Source organism: Candidatus Clostridium helianthi (genome assembly GCF_045310795.1).
Classification (GTDB): Bacteria; Bacillota; Clostridia; order Clostridiales; family Clostridiaceae; genus Clostridium; species Clostridium helianthi.
In genome coordinates, this window is sequence record NZ_JBJIAB010000037.1 from 41,415 (window position 1) to 60,304 (window position 18,890).

Consider the following 18,890-nt stretch of genomic DNA (forward strand, 5'->3'; position numbering starts at 1 on the left):
TGTTTTATCCCTCCTAAGCTATCTTTCTTACACATTTATAATAAAAGGCTGTATGCTTTCCATTCCAAACTACATTTATAGTTTCGCCATTGTTATAAATGCTTACTATTTTCCCTTTATATGTTTCTTTTTCATATTCAAATTCAACGATATCTCCTGCATTTAAATTTTGATCCGGAACTTTTATTTCTATTGTTCTCAAGACAACTTCATCTTCTTTATATACGGGTTTCTGATCCCACTCTATTACCCATCCACGAGGTGTTATAACTGTAGTTTTATCACCAGGTATTATTATGTTTGCATCACCTTTACGCTTTATATATCTATTTGGATTAATTTCTTCTAATTTTTTAAGCTGTATTTCATTTAAAGGTTTATCTTGGTTAACGATAAGGATCTCATCTGCCGGTATTAATCCTATATCTATACCTAAATCAAATTCATGCACGCCTTGTCCATTAAAATACTTTGTCTTATCTTCTAATTCAACAAGTAATGCTCCAGAAACAGTTTTTATGATTCTATTACAGCTCTCTTTATAAAGGTTTATTATATTCTGGAAGCGATCTTCCTTTATCTCTTGTTTCTCAACTATAACTTTTTCTTTAGGCTTGATAATAGGTTCTTGAATAGGCATATTGAATAAATCAATTTGACCATCTAAAATATTTAACTTTTTCAATTAAACCACAACCTTCTTTAATCTATCCGAAATACTTAAGTGAGTTTTGTTTAAGGCTTGAGCTATAGCATATGTGTCATAACCTTTTTCATGAAGTTCAAACATTTTCTTGTTTTCTTCATCAGTCCATTTAACATGTGTATCTAAAGGAACTGGTCTATACGGTACTGCTAAATCATGTAACCTTCTTTTAATCGCATTTTCAGTTCTATTAAAATCTCTTGCTAAATCTTTATACGTATATCTGCATAATTTAGTTTTCTCTATAAGCAAATTATCTTCTGCTTTAGTCCACTTTCTATTATGGTTGAGTTTACTTGGATTGGATGAATCAGCTTTCCTTTTTTCTTGTACCCAATCTGGTTCTTCACCTAACATGCCTTTCTCGAATTTAGCAAAACTTATATCCTGTTTATGCTGCTCTGCCCATATCCAAAAATCTTTTATATACACAACTTTATATCTCATTTTTATAGATTTTTTATGTTTTAATGGAAAATCTAGTTTTAAAAGTCTTTTCTCTAAATAGCCATAACTACCACCGTATCCTATTGCTTTTGTGAATTTATTAAAGGTTACATATTCACCGCAATCTATAAAAGTATCTAATCCTATTTTGTATGCTTTGCATTTTATTGAATGTATTGTTCTACCTAATTGTTTGGCTATTTGAGGAATTGGAGTAGAACCCCATTTATCTTCTAGTAATCCAACTTCTTCTTTAGTCCAGTTTTTAGCTCCCATAATATGTTCTCCTTTCTTATGATATTGATAGTTATTTGATAATAGAGTTTTATAATAGTAACATTTAAGTCCTTATTTTTTATCTATACAACTAATCTTCTATATTCATTTCTTAAGTTTTCTTGACTTAATTGAGCATATCGTTGAGTTGTATCTGGACTAGTATGTCCTAAAATCTTTTGTACTCCCTGAATAGTCATTCCACTGTTTAATAAATATGTTGCCTGAGTTCTTCTGAATTTATGACAGTGAACTCTCTCCGTAACCTCTGTTCTCTTCTTAATCTTAGATAAAATTAATTGTAATGCTCTTACTCTTATATGTTGATGTGGTGCTTTATCTGATACAAATAGATATCCGCTAGTTCTTTTTCCTATATATGCTTTTATATGAAGTTTAGCTTTTGTAGAAAAATACACTATCCTCTGCTTGTTCCCTTTACCTGTTACTATTAGGCTTTGTTCAGTAAAATTTATATCTTCAATCTTAATTTCATCTAATTCAGATATTCTACAAGCAGTACTATCTAATAGCTCGAATAAACATTTTTCTTTTTCTGTGGTACAAGCTTCCCTTAATCTTTCTAAATTTTCTGCTTTATATCCCTGCAATATAACCTTTGGTACTTTGGTTAATTTCAGCTTGGCAGCCGGATTTCGGATAATATATTCTTCATTTTGCAACCATCCGAAAAAGGCTTTTAGCATTGTTATATAACCATTAATAGTAGATTGCTGCTTACCTTTTCCAAGTACAGCCAAAAACATTCTTAAGTCCATTGTTGTAATTGTGCCACATGGTTTTGTATAAAATTGATCTAATTTTTCTAAAAATAATCTATAATTTTCTAACGTATTTGGGCTTAAACCTTCTAACTTTTTACAAGCTCTATATAAAGCAGCTTTTTCTTCTATATCTGAAGTAATTAGATCTGTACATTTAGTTTGAACATCATAGTTATATAAAGTTTCATCTATAGCTCTTTTAATTTCTAACTGTAAATCTAATTTCTGTTCTAACACTGGTAAAAGTAAGGTTATCTTTCCTATTAATTTAATACTTACCTCTTCGTTTAGGTTGCTCATTTTAATCATCCTTTCTATAGTTTTTTATATTTCATCAGTTTTTAGTATTATGCAGTAACTAAACTGCTATATAATCATCAATGCTCATTTGACCATCTATTTCTTTATTTACATTCTTGAAATTTTCTTTAACAAATGCTCTATAGGCTCTTGTATACTCATAAGAATCCTTAAAAATATTGTTTACTGCCTTGAATAATTTAGGCTCATATTGATCTATTATTTTTAGTTCTTCTTCAAAGTCTTGATTAAATGGACAACCAGCGCAACCAGTTCTTTTTAATCCATATTCTGTATAACATTTGCTATGTTTTATATTAAAATGTTGCTCGTAAGCTTTCTTAGTGCTATCTTTATACCAAAATATTGGTCTATATTCATCTGTGTCTTCATTGACTGCATTATTAGTAAAACAATTCTTATAGGCTGCAGATCTTGCTCCACCTTCTGCTTTTCTTACTCCATAACAATTTAAATCAAAATCATTTTCTTCTATGAAATCATGAATTATATCTTTTTTAGCATACTTACAGCACTTAGGTGATATCTTGAACTCTGGAGGATTAATTATCATAAATTCTTTTAATCCTTTGTTGTAACTTATATTGAATTTACTATCCTCTCCCCACTCGTTACACCACCATCTTAAAGCCGCTTTGCATTTTGGATATTCTTCATATAACTCTTCAAAGCTTTTATCTTCCCATTTAAAATTATGTCTTTGTAGTCTTTCTATCCATTCACTTACTTGTTTTGATATAAAAGGTTGCCCATATTCTCTGCATGTTATAGGAATAGGCTTTTTAGCGTTAATAACAACTATTTCAATGTCATATTTATCTTCTAAGTATTTTAAATGTTCTTTAGTTGCTTGATATTCTAATCCAGTATTAAAAAATACAAATGTCACTTTCTTTTCTTCATCAAGTCTCATGAACAAATCTATCATTAAATCACTATCACTTCCACCGGAAACAGAACAGCATATTTTTTTATAATCTTGTACTTTCTTATTCCCTACTAAAAATGATTCATATATTTCTTTATTATTTGGTATATCCCCTTTTTCAAGTTCTTCTAATATATTCAATTTAATCACCTTAATAACTCAAATTGTCTAAGTTATTAAGGAAATCGTGATTTAGCTACTTTCCAAATATTTCGCCAACCGAGGGGATTTTACGCTTTACCTCTTAGCTTTTTTCAACTAGGGTAAATGACTAATTTCCCCTAGTCTTTGCAACCTGGTATTCCAGGAACGATTGAATTGAATATCGGTTAAAGGCTAATATATCTGCCTTCTCCTTTTGCTATGTCTAGAATGTTTACGTTAGCCATAGCTCTATAAGGTTTATCTTCATTATTTACTTGTACCCATAACCAAAAATCTCTTTTGGCCGATTCTTCATCTATTGTTGTAACTATTCTTTCTTGGGTTTTATGATTACGTCTTTTTGTATCATACTCAAAGCTTATAGTATAATCATTTACCCATATTCTGCTTTTAATCTTCTTTATCTCCATAAAACCGCCTTTCATGTACTTTCTACACATTCTGAATTACTTAACTTCTATCACTTCTTCATTTAGAACCTTATAACAGTTCGGGAACAGTTCATGTTTCTTATGCCAATTATAAAACACTTCATTTAAGGCTTCTTCCAGCTCCTTCTCTTGATCTCTAGTGACCTCTTCTAAATAAGTTTCAGAAACTTCTCCGACTTCACCATATAACTGGTCTTGAGCATACTCTATTATGGTATCAACATCTATTATTGCCATTCCACATGGTTCTTTTTTACCAATTCTGAATGATGTTAAACCATCTTTTTTAGCAGCTTCCATTCCTTTTTCTATCGCTTCTTCCCTGCTTGTACAATCTATGTCGGAACCCCATATTTCACTATCAGATTCAGTTAATTCAATTATCCATTCTTCCTTAGTTTCTATACTATTCTTTAAAATCTCATATTCATCTTTATTACTATCAAAATCAGGTATTTGTACCCCGTCGGAAGCTTCATATTCTTTTTTTGTTTCATTCCAACAATGCTCACACATCATTGCTTTTGCATCTGCCATAAATGGTGAAGGTCTTAAAATCTTATTTTTATCATCACAATAATCGCATGTCCCTTTTTTATATAAACTCATTGTTATACCACTCCTTTAATCTACAAATAACGATGTTAATTATTTAGGATTTTCATGTAAGTTTGTCAACCGAATCTACAAATTCACTTCTTCAACTTCAATGCCTATATAGTCCTCATCTATTTTTGAAAAATTAATTGCATCATTCTCTTCACCATCTCTAAAAGAATTATTTTCACCTTTTATTAATGGATATCCAAACCCTTCATAACTTAAATCATTTGCTCTTATTCTAGCTATCTCATAAGCTATTGAAGCATACTTATCATCTTCAACTTCATCAAGTTTCCACATAGCACTTTCAAAGCCTTTTATATCTTCTTCTGTAAACTTAGTCTCATCAATCTCTATTTCATATTCTTTTATTTGTTCTACTTTAACTTTATATTTTTTCATAGATACATTATCCTTTCATTCTAGATATATAAATCCAATGCTATTTCTCCACCAATAAGCCAAACTTCCTCTTTGATTAAGTATGAATTAGCTAATTTCTTATCAATGTCAGAAATCATATTTTTTGATATATTTATAATTTGAATAGCACTAAACTTTTTAGCTTTATCATATATCCTTACATAATCAAGTTTTTCTTGCATCTGAGTTTTCCCTATAGCCTTATGATCTATATAAAAATCATCTTTAATTAATTTCTGGATTCTTTCTTTTATAATCATCTGTATCACCTTCAATACATATATTATATCGAGGGGAAAATCCCCTCTTAATTTGCAGTAACCTTAACATTAGCAATTGTAATCCCTGCTGCTAACACTCCTAGTCCTGCAAGATTTAACTATTTAAATAAATCTTTTAATTTTATCTTAAATCCCTTTAGTGTAGCTATTAAAACGGTAACCCCCCCTATAATAACTCCTATTCCCATACCTCTTAAAAAATCATCATTCATATCATCTGGCTCTCCTAACGTTATTCATAATATGCTTCTGGTTCCTTTTCTGGATATACATTCTCATTGTCATACGTTTTATCAATTTCAATGTAAACATTGGCTTGCTTTAATGCCATAAGATATAATTTGAATTCATCAATATGTCTTAGAGAGTTTAAATTGCAATTATCATCAACACTAAAGCTCCATTGATTCTTTTTATGAATATCATCCCATCTATAAACATCAATACAAACATTCATTTTTTCATCATGTTCGCATTCAAAAATGATTCTTCCTTTTTCTTGCTTTAACCAACTTCTTTCTTCAGTTTCCTCAAATTCATATGAAACTTCTACTGATTCATAGCTTGGCCCATCATCATAGGTAACCTCTAAACCATCGGTTTCAACGTTTTTGCTTACATATTCACACCACTTTTTAAATACATCCGAAATTTTAACTTCCCTTATTTCAACATCTGTAGCCATTAATTCTTTAAAATTAGATAACAACTTTCTATTATCGCCAGTAACTTTGTTTAATACATCTGCTAAAACGCTGTCCAACTTGACAATATATTGGGAATAATCATAGTTTTCTAAGTATGGAACCATGACTGATTTTATTTGCCCTTCAATTACTTTTCTTGCATCTCCACTCCAACCAAACAACTCTTTTAATGATTCACTAATTCCTTTTTCAACGTAATCTGAAACCATTTTTTCTATGGATCCATCCTTTAATTTATTTTCAACTGTTAATTTAATACTTTCTTCTAAATTCATTTTTTATTCCTCCAATAATCTAATTTGTAGTCCTTCCTTAAAGTACTTCTTACACTTATCCGTTCTTTGTTTATAAGCTCCTGTAACTCTGCATATTCCATGACATAATTTAATGCTATTTTTATATTGTGGCTGATAGTTCATGCAAAAGTGGCAACAACATTTATTTATTAGAGTCTTTCTTGAGGTATCCATTATTGTTCTAACCCCAAAATTTCCTCCTCTGTTACCTTCTTATCGGCCATACATTTAAGAATCACATCTTCTCTAGCATATTTACCCTTGTGCATTCTTAAACTCTTTAAGAGTCTATCTAACGGCTTATCTTTTATTTCTAAAACTTCTTTTATTTCTTCTCTAGTTACATAATCTTTTAATAGGTGCATTTCTAAATAATTCTGAAATATCAGCCTATACTTTAAATATAATTTTCTATTATGATGAATCCCTGTTTTATGATCTCTATGGTGGTTATAACAAAGGTTCACATGATTATGCTTACAATCTTCTAGTGGTTTAAGCTGCTTTCTTGACATTATGTGATGTAATTCTACTCCATAACTTGTACCACATTCATTACAATATTTTTCTTCATACATAAACCCACCTACTTATCCCAAAACACTCTGATAAACCTCAAATAATTCCAACGTCTCTTAACTAATTTTTTATTATGTTGCTTGTTTTCAACCTCTAAATTAATTCCATTTTTCTTTAATAAAACTAATGATCTTATGCATACCTGAATTACATCAAAGGTTTCCTCAGCTATATGAATTAGCTTACCTTCTTGAATAGCTTCTAGCAGCTCATTTGATTCCTCTTGTAAGTCCTTACTTACAAGTTCCCAAGTATCTTTTTCATTATCTTCGCCAGTTATAGGATTCTTACCTAACTGCATAAATTTCAATATCACATTGTCACCTTCTCACAAACACTAAAATTCACTAATTCTTTTAGATTTTTAATAGCTCTTCTCTTTATCCTAGAAACTTGATTTTGGGCTATTCCACACATTTCTCCTACTTGCTTTTGAGTGAGTTCATCTATTATGTGCAGTTTTAATATCTTCTTTTCTCTATCTGATAATTTTTGAATAGCTTCATTTAAGATTTCTATATTTATGAAATCATCTTCAAAGCTTTCAGTTCCTATTCTTGATTCTAAACTTCCATTTTCTCTTTCAGCTTCATATGAGCACAGCATGAAATTGTGAGGCACACTTCTAGAAATATTGAACTTCTTATCGTCTGTTATAAATCTAATGATCTCTCCTTTTATCTTTGGAACTGCATAAGTTGTAAATTTAATTCCTCGTGCTTCATCAAAACCTTTTCCAGCTTTAATTAGTCCTACACAGGCTACCTGAAACAAATCCTCAAATTCATATTTATTTTTCACTCTAGGATAAACTTTCCAAGTCATGTGATAAGCTAACCCCATGTGTTCTGTTATATCAATCATCATCTTCACCTCTCAAACACTTTATAATTTCATGAAGTCCCTTAACTTTATTTAGACTTCTTTGCATTTTCCTTTGAGCTTCTTTTACTGCAGCTTCTATTGTTAATGTTCCAGTCATATCATCAAGATAAATATCTGAGGCCTTTATAGATATAATTAAATTTATAATATCTCCCATCTTCTCTATTCCTCACTTTCTATGCACTTAATACTAATATCCTTACCTAGCAAGATTCTTAATGGATCTGCATAACTGTTCTGTATAGCAGTCTTTTTAAGTGCTTCTTTTACAGTAATAATAATTAAATTCTCTTTCTCTTCAATTTCACAACCTTCAAACCATGTCCTATATGATATTTCATGCCATTGATTAAAAATAATCTCATGAAATGGAGTCGGAAAGGAAAGGGGGTTTAATTGTACTTCTTTCTCTTCTTCTCCTTCTTTATAATTCTTTATATATTCTTTATAATTCTTGTTTGTTTTTTTCTGAATTACTTCTGAATTACTTCTGAAATTTTTCTGCATTATTTCTGTGTTATTTGATTGTTTTTTTACTGTTACTTCTGAAATATCCTTACTTTGATAAACACTGTAATTTTCAATAGTTACCGATGTTTTTTTATTGTCACTTTTATAAGTAATCATCTTATCTCTCTCTAACATTTCTAAAAACTTTTTTACCTTTGTTGTACTCCATCCCCACTGGTCAGCAAGTTTTCTTAATGACGTAATTTTTGACCCTCTTTTAACTTCTAAAAGTTCACCATCAATCAAAGTTTTATTATCCTCATGGTTAACTGTTAGTATTAAATCTATCCATGCCTGTCCTCTGCTGAATGGCTTATCTTCCCATAACCAGTGGTCTTGTATATCCCTATATATTTTCTGCCATCCCGCCATTCAATCAGCTCCTATTTCTTGACTACGCCTTTATTTAACGTTTCATATTTAAATCCTTCACTTTGTACTAATTTTTTTAATTTCAACATATTTTCCCCATTAGCAATTACTCTAAGTTCATAGAAATATAATGTTTCTACTTCTTTTGCTTGCTTTTGAGCTGGTTTAGGATCTGTATGAATAACTTTCTGTCCATTTACTTTATCCATAGGCTTTATTTCTTCATTAGGAGGTTCTGGTGGATTCTCTGCCTTTCTTATGGTTTCCGCTCTGATATTAATTTCTTTAATTATCCTATCTAATGGATAATTCATATTTATATATCTATCAAAATCCTCAAATTTTAGCTTTGATTTTATATTTGCATTAGCACTCTCTATAGTTGCTAATATTGTAGATTTCTCTATTTCTTTTAATTTGAGTTCATCTTGCTGTTCTTTAGCTAAACTTGCAGCTCTTTGTGCTATATCCTCTTTGACACTTTTAGCACTTGCTGAAAGATTTAAGTATTTGTCCAATACAGTTAAATTAGATGAATACTTTCCATTTAACTGATATGCTTGTATACTTTCCTGAATAAGTTCTAATGCCTTGTTTCTCTTTTCCTCTCTACGTTTATTATCAAATATAGTAATTCCTTCTTTGATTGGCTGCTCTGCATCTGAAATTAAACCCATAAGTTCTTTACACTGCCCTTCAAATTCTTTAATAGGAACTTCCATATCTTTCTTAACTGTTTTTCTAAAGTCATCAATCTTGTTTCTAAGTCCTGCAAGTTCTTTTTGAGTGGCTTTGCAATCCTGTAATCCTTCTTCTGTTACTACTATCCCTTTATATTTAGCGATTGTTTCCTTTAAAGATACTTTCACATCTTTAAAGTTTGTTTTTATTATTGGCAACTCCTTAATTACTTCTAAATCTTTCATTGGTCCATCTCCTAAAAATCTATTTGTTCTGGAATTATATTTTCTTTTTCAGTATCTTTTTTTTCTTTCTCTAACTTTTCTTTTATCCTATTTAATTTATTTATGCATGTCCCCAAGGCAGCATTTGTTATATCCTCAATTTTTGATACTCCTGCCCATTCTAAGAACTTCTTTTCGTTGGAATGAGTTTCATCTAACAGACTTTTAATTGTAAATACGCTAGCTTTATTAATTTTTTGTTTACCTTGTTCAGCCTCTTGATCTACTTCTCCACCTTCTATTGAATCTGATTCGGCTATTTCAAATGCCATTATATATAAATATCTTCTTGCAAAACTTTGGGTCCCTCCTATATTCTGTATTGCACTGCATCCTTTTAAAATTGCTATTTCAACCGGGGTTGACCAGGTTTTAAAATCTTCAATTTTGTCTGAATCAGTAATAGTAAGCTTAGCTTCATTAGCCTCAAATTGGAATTCGCAATATAACCCAAGTTCATCACATATTCTATTAATGTGAGGTAGAAAATCACCTAATTCAAAATAAGTGTAGTTGGAGTACTTATTGTATCCGGTCTTTTTCAATTCTTTTTCTTGAAGCATCACTCTTGCCCTAGATATTTTTTTCTGTATGTTTAACTTTGGTTGTTCTTTATTCTCGGCCATACTTGCCTCCTAATCTCTATAAACACTTTTGTAAGTCGAACATTTCATATCATCTTCTGATAAATTTTTTCTCTTGCCTTCTAAGTCTTCGTAATACTCAAAATCAATCATTTCTATTGATTTTGAGCTACACATCCCATCTTTATTATGGATACATGTTATTGCACTACATTTAACTAACAACTTGCATTCCTCCATCCATATGGTATAATGAAGTTGAATTTTTTGTTGTGCTACTTCGAATGCTTTGGTCGGGATTCTTAGTAGCTCTTTTTATTGAATTAAATATTGTATATATTGATACATTGTACATAGTTGCTATTTCATTAAGTGTTTTCCCATCTTTTCTAAGCCTTACAGCTTCTTCAACTTGATCTTGACTTAATTTTGTATTCCAAACTGTTCGTTTTTTTCTCTGCTTATTTTTATTAAGTTCAAGTCTTAGCAATCTAGGATTTCTTGATTTTGCATCTGGCTTCATTTTCCCTTGTTTTCTTAATACTCTAGCTTTTTCTGAAATTGTTGCTTCAGTTCTTCCTAATGCAAGTGACATTTCTTCTAATCCGATTTTATCTAGCCATTCTATTAAATATTCTTTATCTTCTGCACTCCACGATGTACCCTGATTAAAATGATATTCCGGATTATATTTCATTCTTCCAACATCGTCATATTCAACTACAGACATTTTCTTCAATCTCCTCTCTATAAAAATTTCTCATTGAATTCTCTTCTTTTGCAGCTTTTGTTAATATCTCAACAATTTCTTTTGCTTTGTTCATGATAAACGAGAGTCTTATACTTCTCGAAAAAAAGAACTCAGAATTATCACCAGAATCTACTATACCTATGACCGATGCAACTCCAATCTCAGGAAGTTCTTTACCGACTCCTTTACCAGGACTTATTGCATAATCTCTTACACGAATCTCACCTATATTTTCTTCACTGCCCAAACAGGCATCAACTCCAATTATCAATGCATCAGGATGTTTACTGTATATTTCACTTAAACGCTCATCCATATTTAATGCGTGAATTGGCTTTTCTAATGTACCATATACAGGAAAGTTAAAACCTTTTTCTGTAAGTAAAGTTCCAACTAAAGGGCCTAAACAATCTCCAATACATTTGTCAGTTCCGACACAAACTATAACGGTATTTTCGCTAATGTATTTTTGCAACTTTTCTGATAAATTGTTCATCAAGCTTCATCCTTTCTAACTTTATTAATTAGCTCTGCTGCTTTCTTAAATTCGGCTAAACATTTAGGACATATATCTAAATCTAATATTTTTGTTAGTCCTTCCATTTTCCCACAGCAATGACATCCTACTTGGTATTTTCTTAAGATAATATCCCCACCTTCTACAAATATTTCTATTGGATCTCCAATCTTAATTCCTAGATTTCTTCTAAGTTCCATTGGAAGCGTAATTCTTCCTAAATCATCAATTTTTCTTACTACACCAGTTGCTTTCATAATTAATCATCCTTTCACTTTTTTATAATTCTTCAATTGCATCTGCTCTAAGCCTATTTTTCATCTTAATTATTTTGTCTGATCTAAAATGCCTTAAATAACCTCTTCTTACTTGTCCAATTACCTTTGGAATAATCATTTCCTCTTCTGTCTTCCATCCCCAATAAATACTTCTATGAATTACTGATAGAATGTTTTGTCCTATTCCGTAATAAAACACTAGATACCCTCCCCTCACTCTTCTTTCTTTTAGGCTTTATCAAAGCTTTTTTTCTTTGTTCCTCACATTTAGGACACTCATATCCTGTTGGCGGTATATTTGCTTTAATACTTATGTTGTAAACTCTTCCACATTTACACCTAGCAACCATAAAGTATCATCCTCTGCTTATGTGCTGTTAGTGGATCTAGTTTTTGACTTAACCTAACTGTTTCATCAAAAGTAAGATTGTCTGAATTATTTGCAATGCTTGTCTCCATTTCTGCTTTAGCTTCTTCAATAGCTGCATCTAGCTTATCCAATATTTCTTCTTTAGTTCCAGTGAAAATAATCATTTGGCCTTGCATTTTAAATCCTCCCTTATTTCCACTTCACTGAACTTTCCAGTTTGAAAATTATGTGAAGCTAAATTTTTGCAAATATACTTATCCTCATATTGGTCGTATATTTCAACTTCCCAATTTTCTCCTTCGTGATTGAATACTGTTCCTGATTCAATCAAATTTAATTCCTCCTTTTACTTTTTCTTTCAGCATATGGTAAAATTATGTTGAAAGGGGGTGTATTTATGGATAATAAATTTTTAGATTTCAAAGAGCAATGCTTTAAAAAGTTTCTTCCAGAGACTCTTGAACAAATTTCTAAAGAGGTTAAATCAAAAATTAAAGATGCTAATCCAGATGATTTTAAAGACTTAAGTGCTTTAGAATTTCAAGCATATATGATTACTCTTGTAAATAATCCAACTGTATTTAATTCTCTAATGGCTAATGTCAATTTAATCGAAAATTATCATTCTTGGCTCACTGAAAATTATGATCTGATTCCGAAGAAGAAATAGCTAAATAATTTAAAGCTCTTTCTTTCTCATTTTGCTGCTCTTGAACTGGTACTTCTTGAGCAGTTTCTACTGGAATTCCTATTTCATCTCTAACTAATCTAATTTGACTATCTGTAATAATTACTGCACAATGCTGGTCATGATTTTTCTTAAGATAATTAGCTACTGGTGCACAAGCTTCTTTTAGCACCCTCATTTCATATTCGCGTTTAGAAATACTAGGTTCAAATCCGTAGTCTTTAGGGCTGGTTGATTCCAATACCTTCTTAATAATCCTTATACTATCATCCACATATGATTCAACCTGGTCGTTTTCAGTTATATCTATACATCTAAGATTTATAAGAACCTGTTCTAATGCTTTTTTATAACTCATTTTTGTGTTCCTCCTACAATATTTTTATTATGTTAATTTAACTGATAAAGTTGTGTTGCTAATTCCTTAACATCGGATTCGTATAACTTACATGCTATTTCATATAGCTCTGGAATCTTATTCATGATCTTGTCTATATAGTCAACCTTATTTTTAATCTTAGGTTTATGAGTTAAGTTATAAGCTTCAAATCTCTTATTTAAATCAATGTGATATTTCATTTCAAATTGCCTATAAAGTTCTCTCCATCTTTCTTGGAAGTTTGCTCCTTTATATCTAACAACTCTATTTAGTATCTGCCTTTTCTCAGCTAAAGTAACCTTGTCCACTAATCCGATAATTACATCTTCCTTATAGCTTATTTCTTCCTGTTGCTTTACAATAAGTTCATTCTGTTTTCTAACTGTTTCTAAGGTACTCTTAAACATTGCTTTTGTTGTATCATCTGCAAATGGCAAGTATGTTCTTATAAATGCATCATCATTGTTTACATATCCACCAGTTTGGCGTATTGTCGGCAATATATCATCAAAAATCCAACTTTCAAATTTCTCAGCTCCTGATAATTCCGATTTTGCAGTTAATCTGTAAATATCTCCTTCTGGTATCAAAGCAACTTGAATTCCATTAATTTTGAACCCCTCGTGTTTTACGACCCCTTTGCAATGTCTTATAATTGCATCATTTGTATTTTTATAACCCAATGCATTTGCGATATCTTTTGCGACTGCATAATCTTTCCCATCAATTCTGGTCCATCTAACTTGTCCAAATTCTTCATTTTTGAAAATCTGTAGTTCGTTCATATGATTCCTCCTTTTGTATTTATTAAAGGTTTTTAGATGTTTTTGTAGAATATACCACTTGAAAGGTGGTGATTTCATGTTTAAATCTTCTAAAGAATTCGAAACTGCAATGTATGATATCTTAGTTCAAATTAGAGATAATCCAGATAATAGAGATATACTCTCTAAACTTGGGGATATAGATTTTGATGATCCTCTAAAAAGATGTCTTGAACTTCATCTTATTGAAGGACTGCATCCTCAAAATACTGCTTCTGGTTCCCTTACTATAGATATCATAGGTAAAATCAGAATTTCTTATGACGGCTTAAAATTCGTAGAGAACTTTAACTCTTAAAATTAATTATTACTTTGGATTACAGTGTTGGAATAAACTTCACTCTTTAAGCTGTCCAACACTGTTTCCAATGAACTCATAGGAATTTTGTTAGACGCTAACACTTCTGCTAGCTCCTTAACCACTTTTTGAATATCAACTATCTTTTCCATTTCTTTTTTACCTCCTTAACTATTAGTAAATTATGTCTCGTAGTTGTGTAAGGCATCTTTGCCCTATCTTCATAAGTATTTAATAATAACTACCTTCCTAAATCTTTTTTTATCTGTTCCATTGCTAATGCAACTACTCTCTCTCCAAATTGTTTCTCTGAAATATCAATCATTGCTGCTCCAAGACTTCTTATATATATTTCTCTATCCTCTATCGGAAGCATAATCACCTTAATTGGTTCTTTCTTCCTTCTTCTTGGTCTATTAGTCATAATTACCACCCACTAAGAAATTAATATTATTTTATTCATTTGCTTACAATTTGGTTACTTAATCTTTGCTGTTTTATTTAGAATTTCACTTTCGCTATTCATAGTTATTCTGAATTATTAATCAAACATTGACACTTGGCTAGGTCTATCTAGCTTTATTATTCTGATGCTTTCATCAATAATCGGTAATATACTTTTATAACTTTCAACGTCTAAATCTTCCCATTTACTAATTCCAAGCAATAAAAATACTCTTGCCTTCACTTGTTCGTATTCATCATCAGCTCTTAATATTCCAAGACGCTTTTTAATATACGTACTAATGTCAGTTTTTGATTGAGATTTGATTTTGTAATATTGCTCTACTTCTGAAAGTTTTTCTTGAAACAAATCAGTTATAAATGTTGTAATCTGCCCTTTAAATTCATTGATTGATTTGTTATTATTATTTTGATACGAACCTGTTTTTCTTATTGATGGTATAACTTCAACTGCCAACCACTTTTGAAAATCCTGTGCTGTTTTATTGCTTGCTTTCATTCCTAACATATAGAATAGACTTTCTGGAATGTAATCATCTTCCCCCACTTGTGGAGGAAAACCTAATTCCTTTATAAATCCGTTTATTCTTTCCCATCTTATAGTTGTATATTGCTTTCCGTTTTTATTTTGAGTTTGAGTCCATCCAAAACCTATTGCCGTATCTTCTGCATTTACTGATATGCTTCCATCTTTATTTTGAATTGTTCTAACTTGTAAATTTAATTGTTCATTTTTAAAAATCTGTAAGTTATTCATTGTTTCATCCCCATCCTTTAAATTGTATTTCCCTAATTATTTTGTTCAATATATTGAACTTTTTTCTCAAAAAAATAAAATTGAATCTCGTCTGATGGTATATCTAATAGCTCTGACATCTTGCTGATTTCATCTTGAGAAAAGAATATTTTATTGTTTAACTTTAATGACAAAGTTCTTTCCGAAACCCCTAAATTTCTAGAAAAGCAACCTTGCGTACCAAATTTTTCTATTATCCTTCCTCTTAATTTATTATAATTAAAAGCCATATGTTCACCTCCTGTTATTAAGTTCAAATCTTTGAACAATTTGATAATATCATGCTATAAAATCCGTGTCAATACTTTTGTTCAATTTTTTTAACTTTTCGGTTTTTACTATTGAACTTTTGTTCAAAATACTATATTATGGTACATGAAAGGATTGATATTATGCAGATTGAAAATACATCTATTAGATTAAAGCAACTAATGAAGGAACGAAAACTAAGACAGGTAGATTTATTAGAAAAGGTTAAACCATTTTGCGAAAAATACAATGTTAAAATGAATAAATCCGATATTAGCCAATACCTATCTGGTATAGTTAAACCGGGTCAAGAAAAACTTTCAATGTTAGGTATGGCATTGGATGTTAACGAAGCTTGGTTAATGGGATATGATGTTCCTATGGAAAGAGTACAACACTATGTTAAATCTTTAGAATTAAATAATGATGAATTTGAATTGTTAAGCAACTATAAAAAACTAAATGCTTTAGGAAAGGATAAGCTAATTGAATATAGTAAAGATTTAATTGAAACACCTAAATACATAGAAACTAATAACAGCAACAATGTTGCTGAATTAATTACCGCTACTAAAGAAAAGGAAGAATTCAAGCCACTAACATCCTTTGATAGTTTCACAACCGTTGCTGCTCACTATGATGGATTAACCGATGAAGAGAAAGTTGAAGCTGATAGAAGAATATTAGAGCACTTGAATAAAATAAAATTAGAAGAATTCAATAGTAAGAAAAAAAGTTAATTGGGGCGATAATTATGACAAGGTATGAGAATTTAGTCGTTTATGCTAAGAGTATTGGTGCTAATGTTGAAGAAATGGACTTTGGCACCGATAAAAAATGTGGAAGATGTATTGGCAATTATATATTTATAAATAATAGAATGACTCAATGTGAAAAATATGAGATTCTTTCCGAAGAGATAGGTCATTATAAAACCACATTCGGAGACATAACTAATCAAAATAATATTATAAATTTAAAATCAGAAAATTTAGCTCGTAGAGAAAGTTATAAAATAATCGCCAAACCTGGTAAAATAGTTAATGCAATAAAAAATGGTGCTAGAACTTCTTATGAAATTGCTGATTATCTTAATGTTACCATTGAGACTCTTTTTGACGTAATAGATGATTTGAAACGTCAATATGGTATACGTATTCTTATTGATAATTATTATTTATACTTAGAGCCCCATTTAGATATCGCATTTAATAAAACTAGTTTAAGAGATACTAACAGTTGTTTAAACTCATTTGTTTTATAAATCTATAAAATGTCATTTAATTCTTAAATATAATATATAATTTGAAATTAACATATAATATTCTATATTAAAAACGAGGTGAAATAAATGAAAGTAGCAATTTATTCCCGTAAGAGTAAATTTACAGAGGAAGGCGAATCTATAGAAAATCAAATTAATATGTGTATTAAATATGCTGAAAACATATTAAACTTAACAGATTATGAAATATACGAAGATGAAGGCTTTTCTGGCGGCAATACTAACAGACCTCATTTTCAAAAACTTATGAAAGACATAAAAAATAAAAAGTTCACACACCTTATCTGCTATAGATTAGATAGAATATCTAGAAACGTTGCTGACTTTACTAGTACATTAGAAATATTAAATAAACACGGAGTATCTTTTATTAGTATTAAAGAACAATTTGATACTTCAACTGCAATGGGTAGAGCTATGATGAATGTAAGTGCAACCTTTGCCCAACTTGAAAGAGAAACTATTGCAGAACGTATAAAAGATAATCTTAGAGAGTTAAGTAAAACTGGCAGATGGCTTGGCGGTCCTGCTCCGCTGGGTTATAAATCAGTACAAGTCGAAAATAATGATCTAAAAGGTAAAAGTAGAAAGAAACATATACTTCAAATTGAAGATAATGATATTAATATTGTTAAATTAGTTTTTGAATTATTTAAAAAATACAAGAGTTTCCAAAAAGTAAGTTTAGCATTAGAGAATCAAGGAGTTTATAGCCGTAAAGGACGTGTTTTTTCAAGGGAGCTTGTTAAACAAATGATCAATAATCCTGTTTATGTTATAGCTGATAAAGTAATTCTTGATTTCTTTGGAAGTTATGATTGTGAAATTTATCGAAAAGATAGTATAAATGGATCTAATGCTATAATGCCTTATAATCGCAGAAAAGAGAATGGAAGTTTCGCTAAAATTGAAGATTGGCTGATATCTATAGGAGAACATCATGGTGTAATATCTAGCCAAGATTGGATAGAATGTCAAAATATTTGTAAAGAAATAAAATTAAAAGCATCTAATAGACAATGTACAAGCCAGGAAGCTTTATTAAGTGGATTAGTTATATGTGGTCATTGTGGCTCAAGTATGGCTCCAAGAAAACAATTAAACAAATGTGCAAATTCTGATATAAATATTTATAGATATTATACGTGTAATTTAAAAAATAAAGCCGGTAACAGATGCAACAATACATCTTTAAATGCATACGAGGCTGAAGACTATGTGGTTAATGCAATCAAAAATATGACAAAAGATGATATTTTAGATATGTATCTAGATTCTAAACATAAAGCTGCTATCAAAGTTAATACCAATAATTTGATTAAAAATTTAGCTAAACAAATAGAAACTAACAAACAGATGATTAGCAATCTTTCTAAACGAGTCGGTTCTTCTAATGACGAAGATCTTATATCTAGCTACGAAGATGAAATAAAGCAATTAAAACAGGAAAATAGAAAATTAGATGAACAAATGCTAAAATTAGAATATCAAAATGACAATATTCAAGATATAAAAAACGATATATCTCAAGTGATTGAGTTGTTTAATAATTTCAAAAGATTTTACGATGTAACCGAGAAATTTGAAGATAAAAAGCGTCTTATAGCTAGTGTAGTTAAATTTGTCGTTTGGGATAGTAGCAGAAATTCAATTAAAGTTGTTCCTATAGGCTCAAGTCTTACACGAAGAGATTTTGGCAACTTTGCATTTAAGTCAACTGAACAGA

34 protein-coding genes are annotated in these 18,890 nt (G+C 30.2%); 5 read left to right on the top strand and 29 right to left on the bottom strand.

Translation table 11 applies throughout. From position 1 onward, the window contains the following. Positions 1-13: 13 nt before the first annotated feature. The 23 genes from ACJDTP_RS21555 to ACJDTP_RS21665 form a co-directional block, all read right to left on the bottom strand. Positions 14-685, bottom strand: coding sequence for a hypothetical protein (locus ACJDTP_RS21555; RefSeq protein WP_406762434.1), 672 nt, complete (start codon positions 683-685; stop codon positions 14-16). Beyond that, positions 686-1,429, bottom strand: a complete 744-nt coding sequence (locus ACJDTP_RS21560; RefSeq protein WP_406762435.1) for a hypothetical protein — start codon at positions 1,427-1,429, stop codon at positions 686-688. A gap of 83 nt (positions 1,430-1,512) precedes the next feature. Continuing rightward, positions 1,513-2,514: a tyrosine-type recombinase/integrase gene (locus ACJDTP_RS21565; RefSeq protein ID WP_406762436.1), complete on the bottom strand. Its 1,002-nt coding sequence runs from the start codon at positions 2,512-2,514 to the stop codon at positions 1,513-1,515. Positions 2,515-2,572: 58 nt separating this feature from the next. Further along, positions 2,573-3,604 (bottom strand): phosphoadenosine phosphosulfate reductase domain-containing protein, encoded by a 1,032-nt coding sequence (locus ACJDTP_RS21570; RefSeq protein ID WP_406762437.1) that lies wholly within the window; start codon positions 3,602-3,604, stop codon positions 2,573-2,575. Between the two features lie 188 nt (positions 3,605-3,792). Beyond that, complete coding sequence (locus ACJDTP_RS21575) at positions 3,793-4,038, bottom strand: hypothetical protein (RefSeq protein ID WP_406762438.1); 246 nt, start codon at positions 4,036-4,038, stop codon at positions 3,793-3,795. A 36-nt stretch (positions 4,039-4,074) separates the two neighbouring features. Next, positions 4,075-4,668 (bottom strand): hypothetical protein, encoded by a 594-nt coding sequence (locus tag ACJDTP_RS21580; protein ID WP_406762439.1) that lies wholly within the window; start codon positions 4,666-4,668, stop codon positions 4,075-4,077. A 75-nt stretch (positions 4,669-4,743) separates the two neighbouring features. Beyond that, positions 4,744-5,064 (bottom strand): hypothetical protein, encoded by a 321-nt coding sequence (locus ACJDTP_RS21585; RefSeq protein ID WP_406762440.1) that lies wholly within the window; start codon positions 5,062-5,064, stop codon positions 4,744-4,746. A 20-nt stretch (positions 5,065-5,084) separates the two neighbouring features. Beyond that, on the bottom strand, positions 5,085-5,345 hold the full coding sequence (locus ACJDTP_RS21590) for a hypothetical protein (RefSeq protein ID WP_406762441.1): 261 nt from the start codon (positions 5,343-5,345) through the stop codon (positions 5,085-5,087). Between the two features lie 253 nt (positions 5,346-5,598). Further along, complete coding sequence (locus ACJDTP_RS21595) at positions 5,599-6,348, bottom strand: hypothetical protein (RefSeq protein ID WP_406762442.1); 750 nt, start codon at positions 6,346-6,348, stop codon at positions 5,599-5,601. A gap of 194 nt (positions 6,349-6,542) precedes the next feature. After that, positions 6,543-6,947: a hypothetical protein gene (locus ACJDTP_RS21600; RefSeq protein WP_406762443.1), complete on the bottom strand. Its 405-nt coding sequence runs from the start codon at positions 6,945-6,947 to the stop codon at positions 6,543-6,545. Positions 6,948-6,955: 8 nt separating this feature from the next. Next, positions 6,956-7,264 (bottom strand): MazG nucleotide pyrophosphohydrolase domain-containing protein, encoded by a 309-nt coding sequence (locus ACJDTP_RS21605; RefSeq protein WP_406762444.1) that lies wholly within the window; start codon positions 7,262-7,264, stop codon positions 6,956-6,958. Continuing rightward, positions 7,261-7,815: a sigma-70 family RNA polymerase sigma factor gene (locus tag ACJDTP_RS21610; RefSeq protein ID WP_406762445.1), complete on the bottom strand. Its 555-nt coding sequence runs from the start codon at positions 7,813-7,815 to the stop codon at positions 7,261-7,263. Before ACJDTP_RS21610 ends, ACJDTP_RS21605 begins: the two co-directional genes overlap by 4 nt. Then, positions 7,805-7,990, bottom strand: coding sequence for a hypothetical protein (locus tag ACJDTP_RS21615; RefSeq protein ID WP_161223610.1), 186 nt, complete (start codon positions 7,988-7,990; stop codon positions 7,805-7,807). Before ACJDTP_RS21615 ends, ACJDTP_RS21610 begins: the two co-directional genes overlap by 11 nt. A 5-nt stretch (positions 7,991-7,995) precedes the next feature. After that, entirely contained in the window at positions 7,996-8,715 is a 720-nt protein-coding gene (locus ACJDTP_RS21620; RefSeq protein ID WP_406762446.1) for a hypothetical protein, read from the bottom strand. 11 nt (positions 8,716-8,726) lie between these two features. Continuing rightward, entirely contained in the window at positions 8,727-9,641 is a 915-nt protein-coding gene (locus ACJDTP_RS21625; protein ID WP_406762447.1) for a DUF1351 domain-containing protein, read from the bottom strand. Between the two features lie 11 nt (positions 9,642-9,652). Continuing rightward, positions 9,653-10,306: an ERF family protein gene (locus ACJDTP_RS21630; protein ID WP_041896120.1), complete on the bottom strand. Its 654-nt coding sequence runs from the start codon at positions 10,304-10,306 to the stop codon at positions 9,653-9,655. A gap of 9 nt (positions 10,307-10,315) precedes the next feature. Continuing rightward, on the bottom strand, positions 10,316-10,489 hold the full coding sequence (locus ACJDTP_RS21635) for a DUF1540 domain-containing protein (RefSeq protein ID WP_406762448.1): 174 nt from the start codon (positions 10,487-10,489) through the stop codon (positions 10,316-10,318). After that, the gene (locus ACJDTP_RS21640) at positions 10,479-10,994 is read right to left on the bottom strand and encodes a hypothetical protein (RefSeq protein WP_406762449.1); all 516 of its coding nucleotides are present in this window, start codon (positions 10,992-10,994) and stop codon (positions 10,479-10,481) included. Before ACJDTP_RS21640 ends, ACJDTP_RS21635 begins: the two co-directional genes overlap by 11 nt. Beyond that, on the bottom strand, positions 10,981-11,511 hold the full coding sequence (yyaC, locus tag ACJDTP_RS21645) for a spore protease YyaC (protein WP_406762450.1): 531 nt from the start codon (positions 11,509-11,511) through the stop codon (positions 10,981-10,983). Before yyaC ends, ACJDTP_RS21640 begins: the two co-directional genes overlap by 14 nt. Next, the gene (locus tag ACJDTP_RS21650; RefSeq protein WP_406762451.1) at positions 11,511-11,789 is read right to left on the bottom strand and encodes an AbrB/MazE/SpoVT family DNA-binding domain-containing protein; all 279 of its coding nucleotides are present in this window, start codon (positions 11,787-11,789) and stop codon (positions 11,511-11,513) included. The genes yyaC and ACJDTP_RS21650 overlap by 1 nt, the downstream gene beginning before the upstream one ends. A 22-nt stretch (positions 11,790-11,811) precedes the next feature. Beyond that, positions 11,812-12,009 carry a hypothetical protein gene (locus ACJDTP_RS21655; protein ID WP_406762452.1) on the bottom strand — a complete coding sequence of 66 codons (198 nt, stop codon included), beginning with the start codon at positions 12,007-12,009 and terminating at the stop codon, positions 11,812-11,814. A gap of 140 nt (positions 12,010-12,149) precedes the next feature. Next, entirely contained in the window at positions 12,150-12,356 is a 207-nt protein-coding gene (locus tag ACJDTP_RS21660; protein WP_406762453.1) for an aspartyl-phosphate phosphatase Spo0E family protein, read from the bottom strand. Next, positions 12,341-12,511 carry a hypothetical protein gene (locus ACJDTP_RS21665; RefSeq protein ID WP_155715434.1) on the bottom strand — a complete coding sequence of 57 codons (171 nt, stop codon included), beginning with the start codon at positions 12,509-12,511 and terminating at the stop codon, positions 12,341-12,343. The genes ACJDTP_RS21660 and ACJDTP_RS21665 overlap by 16 nt, the downstream gene beginning before the upstream one ends. Before the next feature lie 66 nt (positions 12,512-12,577). On the opposite strand from ACJDTP_RS21665, the gene ACJDTP_RS21670 reads away from it, so the two are divergent. Further along, positions 12,578-12,850 carry a hypothetical protein gene (locus ACJDTP_RS21670; protein WP_041896116.1) on the top strand — a complete coding sequence of 91 codons (273 nt, stop codon included), beginning with the start codon at positions 12,578-12,580 and terminating at the stop codon, positions 12,848-12,850. Here ACJDTP_RS21670 and ACJDTP_RS21675 read toward each other — a convergent pair. Further along, complete coding sequence (locus ACJDTP_RS21675; RefSeq protein ID WP_406762454.1) at positions 12,813-13,226, bottom strand: hypothetical protein; 414 nt, start codon at positions 13,224-13,226, stop codon at positions 12,813-12,815. The two genes, ACJDTP_RS21670 and ACJDTP_RS21675, sit on opposite strands and share 38 nt — an antisense overlap. A gap of 32 nt (positions 13,227-13,258) precedes the next feature. Continuing rightward, positions 13,259-14,032 (bottom strand): BRO-N domain-containing protein, encoded by a 774-nt coding sequence (locus ACJDTP_RS21680; RefSeq protein WP_406762455.1) that lies wholly within the window; start codon positions 14,030-14,032, stop codon positions 13,259-13,261. A 76-nt stretch (positions 14,033-14,108) separates the two neighbouring features. Between ACJDTP_RS21680 and ACJDTP_RS21685 the strand changes: the two genes are divergently transcribed. Next, positions 14,109-14,369 (top strand): hypothetical protein, encoded by a 261-nt coding sequence (locus ACJDTP_RS21685; protein WP_406762456.1) that lies wholly within the window; start codon positions 14,109-14,111, stop codon positions 14,367-14,369. A gap of 2 nt (positions 14,370-14,371) precedes the next feature. On the opposite strand, the gene ACJDTP_RS21690 is transcribed toward ACJDTP_RS21685, so the two are convergent. The 4 genes from ACJDTP_RS21690 to ACJDTP_RS21705 all read right to left on the bottom strand — a co-directional run bounded on the left by ACJDTP_RS21690 (position 14,372) and on the right by ACJDTP_RS21705 (position 15,860). Continuing rightward, positions 14,372-14,521, bottom strand: a complete 150-nt coding sequence (locus tag ACJDTP_RS21690; protein WP_406762457.1) for a hypothetical protein — start codon at positions 14,519-14,521, stop codon at positions 14,372-14,374. 89 nt (positions 14,522-14,610) lie between these two features. Then, a complete protein-coding gene (locus tag ACJDTP_RS21695; RefSeq protein ID WP_406762458.1) occupies positions 14,611-14,793 on the bottom strand; it encodes a hypothetical protein in 183 nt (60 codons plus the stop codon). A gap of 117 nt (positions 14,794-14,910) precedes the next feature. Next, positions 14,911-15,591, bottom strand: coding sequence for a BRO-N domain-containing protein (locus tag ACJDTP_RS21700; protein WP_406762459.1), 681 nt, complete (start codon positions 15,589-15,591; stop codon positions 14,911-14,913). Between the two features lie 32 nt (positions 15,592-15,623). Beyond that, a complete protein-coding gene (locus ACJDTP_RS21705) occupies positions 15,624-15,860 on the bottom strand; it encodes a DUF739 family protein (protein ID WP_406762460.1) in 237 nt (78 codons plus the stop codon). Between the two features lie 162 nt (positions 15,861-16,022). Between ACJDTP_RS21705 and ACJDTP_RS21710 the strand changes: the two genes are divergently transcribed. The 3 genes from ACJDTP_RS21710 to ACJDTP_RS21720 form a co-directional block, all read left to right on the top strand. Then, complete coding sequence (locus ACJDTP_RS21710; protein WP_406762461.1) at positions 16,023-16,619, top strand: hypothetical protein; 597 nt, start codon at positions 16,023-16,025, stop codon at positions 16,617-16,619. Positions 16,620-16,633: 14 nt separating this feature from the next. Beyond that, a complete protein-coding gene (locus ACJDTP_RS21715) occupies positions 16,634-17,143 on the top strand; it encodes a M78 family metallopeptidase domain-containing protein (RefSeq protein ID WP_406762462.1) in 510 nt (169 codons plus the stop codon). Positions 17,144-17,230: 87 nt separating this feature from the next. Further along, positions 17,231-18,890 (top strand): recombinase family protein (locus ACJDTP_RS21720; protein WP_406762463.1); only part of this gene is annotated, 1,660 nt, incomplete at its 3' end.